Source organism: Caballeronia sp. SEWSISQ10-4 2 (assembly GCF_030464885.1).
GTDB lineage: Bacteria > Pseudomonadota > Gammaproteobacteria > Burkholderiales > Burkholderiaceae > Caballeronia.
The window spans coordinates 1-11,408 of the sequence record NZ_JALPRJ010000148.1 but is presented as its reverse complement, the minus strand read 5'-3'; the positions used below and the strand labels follow the sequence as shown (position 1 = coordinate 11,408).

The following is an 11,408-nucleotide window of genomic DNA, read 5'->3' as shown; positions in this document are numbered from 1 at the left end:
ACGGGGATCGAGCGCGATGAGACACGACCCGGGCGCAAGCCGAAGATCGCCGCGCAAGGTCAAGACCGTTGTGGCACTGACCGTTGTACTGGAACCTGCGCCGCCTGTACTTCCACATCGAGAACAACGCCGGTACGCTCGTGAACTATGGCATGCGCTATCACAAGGGGCTACCGATCAGCAGCATTGCCGAGTCCGCGGTGAACTTGGTGGTCAGCCATCGCATGGCGAAGAAGCAACAAATGCGATGGACGGACGAGGGAGCGCACTGCCTGGCACAAGTCAGAGTTACTGTTCTCAACGATGAATTCTCGATTGCGAAACTTGCCCGTGTTGACCAAGACTTCTGTAGCTGCAAACTCGCCGAGTGCACGACGAGCGGCGTGAATTGACCTCCCATGGTTTGGTTCACTCTCCACGTCGCACCAATAAAGTCGTCACCAGCAGCTCGTCGACCAGCGCTTCGATGTGCGGCCGCAAAGCCTGCAGCACGTCGGGCCGGAAACCCGCATGCAGCACGCGGCGTATGCGCGAGTGATCCGGCGCGTCCAGGAACAGCATCGCGCGAGCGAACAGTTGCTGGAACCCGTTGAGCTCGTTGCGCGCGCCTCGCCGCTGTTCATCACCCAGAGACCGGTACGGCGCGCCGAGAAGCGCGGGTCGCGCAACATCGCCTCGACGTCCTCGTGCCGGGTGAGCAGCCATGCGCCACCGAAGAACTCGTCGCTCCAGTGGATCGGTCCGGCATCGCGCAACACCTCGTACGTCGGATAGGTGTTCTCCAGAAAGTCATCGTCGATCATCGGGCGCCCGAGCGGCGACGCGCCCCCAGCCAGCAAGGGCAGCGTGCTCATATCGCACCTTCGCTCTGGATACGCAGGCCCAATCGGTTGAGCAGTGCGCGGTCTCGCGTCGCTTGCGGATTGCCCGTGGTCAGCAGCTTGTCGCCATAAAAGATCGAGTTCGCGCCCGCCAGAAAGCACAAGGCCTGCAGCGCATCGTCCATCTGCTCGCGCCCCGCGGAGAGCCGGACCATCGCGCTCGACATCGTGATGCGCGCCACCGCGACGGTCCGCACGAACTCGAACGGATCGAGCGGCTCGGTGCCGGCCAGCGGCGTGCCCTCGACCTGCACCAGATTGTTGATCGGTACCGACTCGGGATACGGATCAAGGTTGGCGAGCTGCGCGATCAGGCCCGCCCGGTGCAAGCGTCCTTCCCCCATGCCGACGATGCCGCCGCAGCACACATGGATACCCGCTTCGCGCACGTGGGCCAGCGTATCAAGGCGATCCTGGTAGGTCCGGGTACTGACGATGCGTCCATAGTATTCGGGCGCCGTGTCGAGATTGTGGTTGTAGTAGTCGAGTCCTGCGTCTTTCAATGCGTCGGCTTGGCTCCCATCGAGCATGCCGAGCGTCATGCAGGTTTGCAGCCCCAGCCCCTTCACCTGCCGGACCATCTCGGTGACGGCCGCCATGTCCCGCGGCTTCGGACTGCGCCATGCGGCCCCCATGCAGAAGCGTGTCGCCCCCTGGTCCTTCGCCATGCGCGCGGCCTCGACGACCTCCGCCACCGGCATCAGCTTGCCGGCTTTCACGCCGGTGTCGACATGTGCCGACTGAGGACAGTAGCCGCAGTCCTCGGCGCAACCGCCGGTCTTGATCGACAACAGCGTCGACAACTGGATCTCGTTGGGATCGAAATACTGGCGGTGTACCTGCTGCGCGCGATGCAGCAAATCCATCAGCGGCCAAGCAAACAGCGCCTCGACGTCTTCGACGCGCCATCGCGCATTGGACAGCGCAGCGGGCTTCTTCAGGGCCGACAAAGGAATGGTGGCGACAGTGTTCATGCAGCAACTCCAGAAAAGGAACGCCGGCCCGGAACGACGTGCAAGGCAACGGCATCAGGATATGCAGCGATCTCGTCGAGGGGGGGCATGGACATCTTGACCTTGGCGATGTCCGTTCCGGCGCCGTTGCTCATCACGCGCACCTTCACGTTGTAGTCAACCACTCGCTTCAGGGACATGAGAATCTCCACTGTCGCCTCCTTCACTTGATCAAGCACGCTTGGAAAGAACGGCCCGGCCGACCCTGGAACCGTTGTCGCGGCCAAGTTGAGCCGAGATCCAGGCGCCGCAGTCCACCAGCGCGTCCAGATCAACACCGGTGTCCGCGCCCAGTCCGTGCAGCAGATACACGACGTCCTCGGTCGCCACGTTGCCGGTCGCACCCTTGGCGTAAGGGCAGCCGCCCAACCCGGCGATCGAGCTGTCGAACACCCGGAGCCCGAAGTCGTACGACGCGTGGACGTTGGCTGCAGCCATGCCGTAGGTATCGTGGTAATGCCCCGCCAGGCAGTTGACAGGCACCCCCGCCGCTACCGCCTCGAGCATGCGAAGCACCGAGCCCGGCGTGCCGGCGCCGATCGTGTCGCCGAGCGACACCTCGTAGCAGCCGAGTTCGTGCAGGCGCGCGGCCACGTGCGCAACCTTCTGCGGCGCGATCGCGCCTTCGTACGGACACGCCACCACGCAGGACACGTAGCCCCGGACCTTGACGCCCTGACGCTTGGCGGCGTCGAGCACGGGAACGAAGCGGTCGATCGATTCGTCAATCGAGCAGTTGATGTTCTTCTGCGAAAAGCCCTCCGACGCGGCCGCGAACACGGCCACCTCACTCGCGCCTTCGGCCACAGCGGCCTCGAAGCCCTTCAGGTTCGGCGCCAGCACCGGATAATTCACTTCCGGTCGGCGCCGCAATCCCCGCATCACTTCGGCGTGATCCGCCATCTGCGGGACCCACTTCGGCGACACGAACGATGTGACCTCGATATCGCGCAGGCCGGCCCCGGCCAGGCGTTCGATCAGCTCCAGCTTGATCGCGGTCGGGACGTTCTGCTTCTCGTTCTGCAGCCCGTCGCGCGGACCTACTTCCACGATGCGCACGTGTTCCATCATTCGACTCCTTCGAAATCCAGCAGCTCGGCCCCGTCGGAGACCTGGTCGCCCGGCGCGAACCGGAACGCCTTGACCACGCCCTTGCGCGGCGCGCTGATCGTGTGCTCCATCTTCATCGCCTCGAGCACGAGCAGCGGGGCGCCCTTCTCGACCCGGGCGCCGGGCTCGACCATCAACGCGACAACCTTTCCGGGCATCGGCGCACACAGGCCGGATGCCACCTCCTCTCCCGCGCCGCCGACGTGCAGCGTATCCACGACCGCCAGCGGCCACGCGCGCCCCTCGAAGAACACGTGTCGACGTTCGTTGCTGGCAACAACCGCGGCGCGCAGCCTTCGCTCGCCGATCTGCGCCTGCAACTCGCTGTCGGCGCCGAGCGACCCGCGCGCAAGGATCTGCTGGGCGCCGAGCGTCAACCAGTAGCCGCCCGCGACGACCGCGACGCCGACATCCTGTGCCACTTCGCCGGCTCGGAACATCAGCCGCCGGCCGGCGCGGCCGTTCAGGCGCCAGCCGTCGAACGTGTGCCAGGGCGAATCCGGGTCTGCCGACCGCACGGCCTTCTTCTGCGCCAGGCGTTGCTCGCGCAACAGCTCGGCGAGCGCCGCGAGCAGCCAGACCTCCGCCGGCACGTCCCCGGCGGGCGGGAACAGCAGCGCGTGCTCGCGCTCGATCAGGCCGGTGTCGAGCTGCGCGTTGGCAAACGACGGCACGGCGACGAGGCGCGCGAGGAAGTCGACGTTGTTCGACACGCCGACGATGCGGTACTGCGCCAGCGCCTGCCGCATGCGATCGAGCGCCTGCCGGCGATCCTCGCCCCAGACGATCAGCTTCGCGATCATCGGGTCATAGTGCGGCGAGATCTCGTCGCCCTGTTCGACGCCGGTGTCCACGCGTACGAAGTCGGTCACAGGCGGTGGCGACAAGTGCACCAGCCGGCCGGTGGACGGCAGGAAGCCGCGCTCAGGATCTTCCGCGTAGATCCGTGCCTCCATCGCGTGGCCGTTGATTTCCAGTTGCTCCTGGCTGAGCGGCAGCGGCTCGCCGCTGGCCACGCGCAGCTGCCACTCGACCAGATCGAGCCCGGTGATCATCTCCGTTACCGGATGCTCGACCTGCAGCCGCGTGTTCATCTCCATGAAGTAGAACTTGCCATCCTGCGTGGCGATAAACTCGACCGTCCCCGCACCGACGTAGCCGACTGCCTTGGCCGCTTCGACCGCGGCCTTGCCCATTGCGGCGCGGCGCTCGGGCGTCATACCCGGAGCGGGCGCTTCCTCAAGTACCTTCTGGTGCCGGCGCTGCACCGAGCAGTCGCGCTCGAACAGGTACACGCAGTTGCCGTGCGTGTCGCCAAAGACCTGGATCTCGATATGGCGTGGCTGAAGGATGTACTTCTCGACGAGCACGTCATCGTCGCCGAACGCGTTGCGCGCCTCGCGCTTGCACGAAGCGAGCGCGGCCTCGAAGTCGGCGGCGGCGTCGACGCGCCGCATGCCCTTGCCGCCGCCGCCGGCGCTCGCCTTGATCAGCACCGGATAGCCGATTGCGTCGGCTTGGCTGGCGAGAAACGCCGGATCCTGGTTGTCGCCGTGGTAGCCGGGCGTCAACGGCACTTGGGCTTTCTCCATCAGCGCCTTCGATGCCGACTTCAGCCCCATCGCGCGGATCGCCGAAGCGGGCGGCCCGATGAAGACGATGCCTTCGCGTTCGCAGGCATCGGCGAAATCCTCGTTCTCCGACAGGAAGCCGTAGCCGGGATGGATCGCTTCGGCGCCGGTCTTCTTCGCGACTGCCAGGATGCGCTCGGCGACGAGGTAGGACTCGCCGGCCGCCGGCGGACCGATCAGCACGGCCTCATCGGCCATGCGCACATGCCGGGCGTCCGCATCCGCCTCCGAATACACAGCCACCGTGACGATGCCTATGCTGCGCGCGGTCTTGATTACGCGGCAGGCGATCTCTCCGCGATTGGCGATCAAAATCTTGTTGAACATGTGTCGTCTCCTTCAGGCACTTTCTGCGGGAGGCGCGGGCACCCATGCCGCCGGACGCTTCTGGATGAACGCGCTCAGTCCCTCCCCGGCCTCGGGCGTCGCGCGCAGCGTGGCGATGCGACGTGCGGTGTCCTCGACGACATCGTCGTCGACCGCCCGATGGGCGACCGCGCGAATCAGTTCGGTAGCGCCCGCCTGCGCGAGCGGTCCGCCGGCGAGCAGCGCATCGATGACTTCCTGAACCTTTGCATTCAGCGCGTCGGGCTCGGCCACCTCGTGTACCAGTCCGATTTCTCTCGCGCGCCCGGCGCCGATGCGCTCGGCCGACTGGAAGTACCGATATGCCTGGCGTTCGCCGATCGCCCGCACGACGTAGGGGCCGATCGCCGCCGGGATGATCCCCAGGCGCACTTCGGAGGTCGCAAACTGCGCCTTCGTCGACGCGATGCAGATGTCGCACGCCGACGCCAGCCCCATGCCACCGCCGAGTGCTGCGCCGTGCACGCGAGCCAGCGTTGGCGTGGCGCACATCGAGATCGTGCGGAACAGCGTGGCGAGTTTGCGAGCGTCCGACAGGTTCGCCTCCAGCGCAGCAGCGCCCTGGCGCTTCATCCAGTTGAGGTCCGCGCCGGCCGAGAAGCTCTTGCCCACGCCAGCCAGCACGATCGCGCGCACCGCCGGGTCGCGATCCAGCGCCGCGAACGCGTCGGTCAACTCGGCGATCAGCGTCGCGTCGAATGCGTTGTGAACGTCGGGACGGCTCATCCACACCCACGCGGCAGCACCGCGGTGCTCGATCTTCAATGTCTCGTAGCTCATAGCGGCCTCACATCCGGAAGATGCCGAATCTCGTCGGCAGGATCGGCGCATTCAGCGTCGCCGACAGCGACAGGCCGAGCACGCGGCGGGCTTGCGCGGGATCGATCACGCCGTCGTCCCACAGCCGCGCCGTCGCGTAATACGGGTGACCCTGCGTCTCGTACTGGGCGCGGATCGGCGCCTTGAACACTTCCTCTTCGTCTGCGCTCCACCGCGCGCCCCTGGCCTCCATGCCTTCCCGCCGAACCGTGGCGAGCACGCCGGCGGCCTGATCGCCGCCCATCACGCTGATGCGTGCGTTGGGCCACATCCAAAGAAAACGCGGCGAATACGCGCGCCCGCACATGCCGTAGTTGCCCGCGCCAAAGCTGCCGCCGATCAACATCGTGATCTTCGGCACTTGCGTGGTGGCGACCGCGGTCACCATCTTCGCGCCGTGCTTGGCGATGCCGTCGTTCTCGTACTTGCGTCCGACCATGAAGCCCGTGATGTTCTGCAGGAAGACGAGAGGCACGCCACGCTGCGAACAGAGTTCGATGAAGTGCGCGCCCTTCAGCGCCGATTCGCCGAACAGGATGCCGTTATTGGCGACAATCCCCACCGGCATGCCGTACAACCGCGCGAAGCCAGTGACGAGTGTCGTGCCGTAGCGCGCCTTGAACTCGTCGAAGCGCGAGCCGTCGACGACGCGTGCGATGATCTCGCGCACGTCATACGGTTTGCGCGTGTCCTGCGGGATCACGCCGTAGATCTCTTGCGGGTCGTACAGCGGCTCCTCGCTGGCCTCGAGCGTCACCGTCGCGGGCTTGCGGCGATTGAAGTTGGCGACGATGCGGCGCGCGATGAAGAGCGCGTGCGCGTCGTTCTCGGCCAAGTGGTCGGCCACGCCCGAGATGCGCGAATGCACGTCGCCGCCACCGAGATCCTCTGCACTGACGATTTCGCCGGTCGCGGCCTTCACCAATGGCGGGCCGCCGAGGAAGATCGTGCCCTGGTTGCGCACGATCACGGTCTCGTCGCTCATCGCCGGCACGTAGGCTCCGCCCGCGGTGCATGAGCCCATCACCACCGCGACCTGCGGAATGCCCAAAGCGCTCAGGTTCGCCTGGTTGTAGAAGATGCGCCCGAAGTGATCCCGGTCCGGGAAAACCTCGTCCTGCTTGGGCAGGAACGCGCCGCCCGAATCGACGAGGTAGATGCACGGCAGGTGGTTCTGCTGCGCGATCTCCTGAGCACGCAAGTGCTTCTTGACCGTCATCGGGTAGTAGGTGCCGCCCTTCACCGTCGCATCGTTGGCGACGACCATGCAGTCGACGCCCTGCACGCGGCCGATGCCGGCGATCACGCCGGCGCTTGGCGCGGCGCCGTCATACATGCCGTGCGCCGCTAGCTGGCCGATCTCGAGGAAAGGCGTGCCCGGGTCGAGTAGCTGTTCGACGCGCTCGCGCGGCAGCAGCTTGCCGCGCGCGGTGTGTTTGTCGCGCGCAGCGGGGCCGCCGCCCTGTTCCACCTCCGACGCCTTTGCGCGTAGATCCTCGACCAATGTGCGCATCGCGTCGGCATTGGCCCGGAACTCGGCCGATTGCGGCTTGACCTGGGTATTCATGACCTGCATGTCTCGCTCCTCGATTCCTTGGGTACAAGTCTCACTTCAGGGTCTGCAACGACGCGTGATAGCGCTCGTCCCACGGCTGTCCGCCGCTGACGCTCACGCCGACGCGCCGCAGCAGTCCGTCGGCCAGGTCGTAGACCAGCCCGTGCACCTCGACGCGCTGGCCGCGGTACCAGGCGCGCCGCAAGATGGTGGTCCGGCAGACGTTCGCGACCTGCTCCACCACGTTGAGCTCGACCAGTCGCCGGCCGCGGTTCTCGTCGCCTTGACCCTCGAGCCGCGCATCGTGCTTGTTCGCGATGTCCTCGATGTGGCGCAGCCAGTTGTCGGCGAGTCCGGTTGAGCGGCGCTCGGCGACCGCCTGTACACCGCCGCAGCCGTAGTGGCCGACGACCATGATGTGCTCGACCTTCAGCGTCTCGACGGCGTACTGCAGCACCGACAGGCAGTTCAGGTCCGAATGCACCACCACGTTGGCGATGTTCCGGTGCACGAACACCTCGCCGGGCGCGAGCCCCAGGATCTCGTTGGCCGGTACGCGGCTGTCGGAGCAGCCGATCCACAGGTAGCGCGGCGACTGCTGCCGCGCGAGCCGGGTGAAGAAGTCGGCGTCCTCGGCGACGCGCTGGTTCGCCCACGCGCGGTTGTTCGCGAATAGGGTGTCAAGGGTGCACATCGCGGCCTCACGTGGTTTCGGCGTACAACTCGCGCCCGGTCAGCATGCGCCGAATCTCGCTCGTGCCGACGCCGGTCTCGTACAGCTTGGCGGCGAAAACCCGTACGCTGTCGCCCAGCATCTGGATGATGTCGCCGAGGTCGAAGGTGAGCGCGAATACCTGAACCATGAGAGGAGTCTCCTTCCCGTTAATAAATCGAGATCAGCTAGTGGGGGGGCGCGGAAGCTTGAGCTTGTCGATCATGCGATCGCGCATCGCGAACTTCTGGACCTTGCCGGTGATCGTCATCGGCATCTCGTCCACAAGAGGGTACGTCGCTGCAGGTGCTGAAGGATGCGGTCCGACGCGAACAGGCCATCGAACAGTTGTGCCGCACCACTCAGCCGATCAAACAGATTGCGCTGTCGCTCGGTTTCGCAAGCGAAAAGACGTTCGCCCGAGCATTCCGGCACTGGACCGGCGAGTCGCCAAGCGAGTATCGACACAAGTCCAGCGCCACGACACGGTGAATGCAAGTGCGGATCTCTGCCAGGAAGCACGCTGGAACTCATTAAAGCTGCGGTCGCAGCACTACCTTGCTAGTGACTGACTTGACGCCCGGTATCTTGCCAGCGGCTTCCGTTGCGATGTTTTCCTGGTCTTGTCGATCGATAAACCCCGCCAGAATCACCTCACCTGTACGCGAATTCGCAAATACCGCGATGTCCGCACCTTCGAGGCCTTTGGTCTTGTTCAACGCCTGGTGCACTTTCCGCGCAAACGAGCGGTCCGCGCCGCGCTGGGCTTTCTTCGAGACGTCAGGCTGAGACGCTTCACTCGCCACCGCGGCGCCGTCTTGCGCAGCCGAGCTGGATGCCGGTTCCTGAGCAAGAGCAACCGTTGACAGCCATCCCGCTAACGCCCAAAACGCCACTCTGTATGTCGTTCTCATTGGCTCACCATTGTGTTTCAAAGGTTAAGGTCGTTCGACGCATGGACCAGAACGTCTTTCATTCAGTGCACACGGCCAACTCCGATGTCGTACACGCCCGTGTCGGGGCCCTTCTTCAGTTCGTGGAAAAGGCGCGTTCCATGAAGTCTCGGTTTCAACATGCTTCGTAGCATTAATTAAAACAAGCGTCTCTTTCGCCCTAGAAAGGGAACAGAGTCTGAACGCTGCGTGAATCGATCCAGATGGCATCGCTGAAGTCGGCCAGGTCGTCTGGGCCGGTGCGTCCCCAGCCGCTGTCCCGAACGCCGCGAAACCTTGGGACTTGCTCCCTTGCCATTTCGTTAGCATACGCTGGCGCTGGCACCGGATGGATTGCCCCGAGCGCCACCTGCAGCCCCGCCGACCGAACCTTAGTGACTTATTCCGCGTCTTGCGGCCCGGAGCAAGGCGCGGCCAACAGCGCCTATTGTGCGAGCACGCTGCGCATGACGCGGCGAAGCTCAGCGGCCGGATCAGCCACCACCTCGAAGCTCCGCCAAGCCACATGATGGTCCGGGCGGGTCAGCACACAGCCACTGTCGCTGATCTCCCTGACACGAGCCCATTCGCCGGCATGGTCCGCATACTGCTGTCGCGGGCCAATGACGTGCACGTCGATTTCCACTCCAAGTTCCTCGCCGACCTCCGCGGCGGCCGCGGCCCATGCCTCGCCTCCGAGTCCGGTAAAAAGAGCGAACCGTCCATGCCCGGCCAGGTCCAGCGTCGATTGTTGCCGTCCCCGTTTGTCGAACACCCAGGCGTGCGGCAATCGAGCGCCTGGCCACGTCGTCGACTGGTAATGCAGTTCGGGATCGCGCTCGAAGGTGGGTTCAGCTTGACCGTCAGTGACAACGGCACTCGAGCGATAGCGTTGATTCATCTCGACCCCGTGGGCGTCCAGTTCATATCGCTTGAACGTCAACGCATCGCGAATTTCCTCCCGTTGCTTTTCCGCCGCGGCAGTCGCTTGGCTGCGAGCATGCATGTTGGCCTGCATGACCTCCGCATCCGTCGTTTCGGCAATCCCAAGCGCTTGATAGAGTGGCGCAAATTCGGCAATCGATTGATTAGCACGGTTGACGATCTGCTTCGCGATCGGGGCGCGCTCCATTGAATAGCTATCGAGAAGCGCTTCGCCCGCTTTCCCTTTGATCACCGCCGCCAGTTTCCAGGCAAGATTGAACGCGTCCTGAATGGAAGTATTGGAGCCCAATCCTCCTGACGGCGGGTGCCGATGCGTAGCGTCGCCCATGCAGAAAACCCGCCCATCTTGCATACGAGTTGCATACATATTGTTGACTGTCCACGTGTTCGCCCCCAGCAACTGAATCTCGAGATCCGGCTTGCCGACCAGCTGACGCGCGATCTCAGTGGCCTTGGCCTCATCGACAACTGGAGTCGGTTCGTTAATGTCATAGCCCCAGACGATCAACCATTCGTTCCACGGCCGCACCATCCGTATCAGGCCCATTCCAATACCGCCGACTTCCGCACCCGGTTGCATGATCGGGTAGAGCACCGCAGGGCGATGCGCGACAAATTCAGAGAGGTCAGCGCGGAACCAGATGTTCATTGAGCCGCGCACACCCATCTTCCCTTCGAAAGGCAGTCCCGCGTTCTTTGCCACCGCGGAATTCCCGCCGTCCGCGCCGATCAGGTACCTGGACCTGACCGTGAACTCCTCTCCGCTCAATCGGTCGCGGCATAGCGTGACCACACCGTCATCCGTCTGCGTGTGGCTCAAGTATTCCGTGCTCATCCGCGCCTGCGTGCCGCGTGCGCAAGCCGTCGTGAACAGAAGCGGCTCCATGAAGGTCTGCGGCAAATCATTCATCTTTGTGGGACTCGCCAATCGGCGCTCCCCTCTCGAGGTGGGATGCAAGCCCCAGCTGGGCGCCCGGCCAATCTCCTCGCCCGTCAGACTCTCGCAGAAAACCGTTCCACCCATGAGATCCTCATCGGTCGCGTGCAGGTAAGCCTCCTGCTCGACTTCCCGGCCGAGATCGCGAAGGACCTCCATTGTTCGCTGATTCGTAATATGTGCCCTCGGCGTATTGGCTAGCCAACGGTACATGTTGACGACCATATTCTCAACACCGTACGTCGAGAGCAACGCGGCACAGGCAGAGCCCGCCGGCCCCGATCCCACGATAAGCACGTCTGTAGTAATTTCTGGCATATCGAATCTCCTGATATTAAAACCTCGTCATCCTCTGGCACAACATTTTCTTATGGATAACTGATTACATTGAAAAAAGGAATGACCTGATTGATGGGTCTACTCAGATGTCATGCACCTATCATGCGGACCTGTTCTCGCTCAAATTCAGAACCCGAATCATCTCCTCGCGCATCACAAACTTCTGCA

At 64.1% G+C, this 11,408-nt stretch carries 10 protein-coding genes and 3 pseudogenes; 2 read left to right on the top strand and 11 right to left on the bottom strand.

Annotated elements, in window-relative coordinates; genetic code table 11:
* Window positions 1-125: 125 nt before the first annotated feature.
* A pseudogene (locus tag M0D69_RS42080) lies at window positions 126-392 on the top strand (hypothetical protein); the annotation flags it as partial.
* Window positions 393-437: 45 nt separating this feature from the next.
* Here the strand turns inward: M0D69_RS42080 and M0D69_RS42075 are convergent.
* The 9 genes and pseudogenes from M0D69_RS42075 to M0D69_RS42035 all read right to left on the bottom strand — a co-directional run.
* Window positions 438-854, bottom strand: coding sequence for a hypothetical protein (locus tag M0D69_RS42075; RefSeq protein ID WP_301787704.1), 417 nt, complete (start codon window positions 852-854; stop codon window positions 438-440).
* Window positions 851-1,855: a biotin synthase BioB gene (gene bioB, locus M0D69_RS42070; protein ID WP_301787703.1), complete on the bottom strand. Its 1,005-nt coding sequence runs from the start codon at window positions 1,853-1,855 to the stop codon at window positions 851-853. Before bioB ends, M0D69_RS42075 begins: the two co-directional genes overlap by 4 nt.
* A gap of 65 nt (window positions 1,856-1,920) precedes the next feature.
* Window positions 1,921-2,046, bottom strand: a pseudogene (locus M0D69_RS42065) (electron transfer flavoprotein subunit beta/FixA family protein); the annotation flags it as partial.
* 19 nt (window positions 2,047-2,065) lie between these two features.
* Window positions 2,066-2,965 carry a hydroxymethylglutaryl-CoA lyase gene (locus tag M0D69_RS42060; protein WP_301787702.1) on the bottom strand — a complete coding sequence of 300 codons (900 nt, stop codon included), beginning with the start codon at window positions 2,963-2,965 and terminating at the stop codon, window positions 2,066-2,068.
* Window positions 2,962-4,962 (bottom strand): acetyl/propionyl/methylcrotonyl-CoA carboxylase subunit alpha, encoded by a 2,001-nt coding sequence (locus M0D69_RS42055; RefSeq protein WP_301787701.1) that lies wholly within the window; start codon window positions 4,960-4,962, stop codon window positions 2,962-2,964. Before M0D69_RS42055 ends, M0D69_RS42060 begins: the two co-directional genes overlap by 4 nt.
* A 12-nt stretch (window positions 4,963-4,974) precedes the next feature.
* A complete protein-coding gene (locus tag M0D69_RS42050; protein WP_301787700.1) occupies window positions 4,975-5,781 on the bottom strand; it encodes an enoyl-CoA hydratase/isomerase family protein in 807 nt (268 codons plus the stop codon).
* A 7-nt stretch (window positions 5,782-5,788) separates the two neighbouring features.
* Entirely contained in the window at window positions 5,789-7,396 is a 1,608-nt protein-coding gene (locus M0D69_RS42045) for a carboxyl transferase domain-containing protein (protein ID WP_301787699.1), read from the bottom strand.
* A 31-nt stretch (window positions 7,397-7,427) separates the two neighbouring features.
* Window positions 7,428-8,069 carry a carbonate dehydratase gene (can, locus tag M0D69_RS42040; protein WP_301787698.1) on the bottom strand — a complete coding sequence of 214 codons (642 nt, stop codon included), beginning with the start codon at window positions 8,067-8,069 and terminating at the stop codon, window positions 7,428-7,430.
* A gap of 7 nt (window positions 8,070-8,076) precedes the next feature.
* Window positions 8,077-8,217, bottom strand: a pseudogene (locus M0D69_RS42035) (isovaleryl-CoA dehydrogenase); the annotation flags it as partial.
* Window positions 8,218-8,393: 176 nt separating this feature from the next.
* On the opposite strand from M0D69_RS42035, the gene M0D69_RS42030 reads away from it, so the two are divergent.
* On the top strand, window positions 8,394-8,579 hold the full coding sequence (locus tag M0D69_RS42030; protein WP_301787697.1) for a helix-turn-helix domain-containing protein: 186 nt from the start codon (window positions 8,394-8,396) through the stop codon (window positions 8,577-8,579).
* 41 nt (window positions 8,580-8,620) lie between these two features.
* Here the strand turns inward: M0D69_RS42030 and M0D69_RS42025 are convergent, their stop codons facing one another.
* Both M0D69_RS42025 and M0D69_RS42020 read right to left on the bottom strand, forming a co-directional pair.
* Window positions 8,621-9,001: a BON domain-containing protein gene (locus tag M0D69_RS42025; protein ID WP_301787696.1), complete on the bottom strand. Its 381-nt coding sequence runs from the start codon at window positions 8,999-9,001 to the stop codon at window positions 8,621-8,623.
* 463 nt (window positions 9,002-9,464) lie between these two features.
* Entirely contained in the window at window positions 9,465-11,219 is a 1,755-nt protein-coding gene (locus M0D69_RS42020) for an FAD-dependent monooxygenase (protein ID WP_301787695.1), read from the bottom strand.
* Window positions 11,220-11,408: the final 189 nt, after the last annotated feature.

What these genes read in the sequence shown, in the direction of transcription:
- M0D69_RS42075 (WP_301787704.1), bottom strand. Translation starts at nt 854, where the DNA reads ATGAGCACGCTGCCCTTGCTGGCTGGGGGCGCGTCGCCGCTCGGGCGC.
- bioB (WP_301787703.1), bottom strand. Translation starts at nt 1,855, where the DNA reads ATGAACACTGTCGCCACCATTCCTTTGTCGGCCCTGAAGAAGCCCGCT.
- M0D69_RS42060 (WP_301787702.1), bottom strand. Translation starts at nt 2,965, where the DNA reads ATGATGGAACACGTGCGCATCGTGGAAGTAGGTCCGCGCGACGGGCTG.
- M0D69_RS42055 (WP_301787701.1), bottom strand. Translation starts at nt 4,962, where the DNA reads ATGTTCAACAAGATTTTGATCGCCAATCGCGGAGAGATCGCCTGCCGC.
- M0D69_RS42050 (WP_301787700.1), bottom strand. Translation starts at nt 5,781, where the DNA reads ATGAGCTACGAGACATTGAAGATCGAGCACCGCGGTGCTGCCGCGTGG.
- M0D69_RS42045 (WP_301787699.1), bottom strand. Translation starts at nt 7,396, where the DNA reads ATGCAGGTCATGAATACCCAGGTCAAGCCGCAATCGGCCGAGTTCCGG.
- can (WP_301787698.1), bottom strand. Translation starts at nt 8,069, where the DNA reads ATGTGCACCCTTGACACCCTATTCGCGAACAACCGCGCGTGGGCGAAC.
- M0D69_RS42025 (WP_301787696.1), bottom strand. Translation starts at nt 9,001, where the DNA reads ATGAGAACGACATACAGAGTGGCGTTTTGGGCGTTAGCGGGATGGCTG.
- M0D69_RS42020 (WP_301787695.1), bottom strand. Translation starts at nt 11,219, where the DNA reads ATGCCAGAAATTACTACAGACGTGCTTATCGTGGGATCGGGGCCGGCG.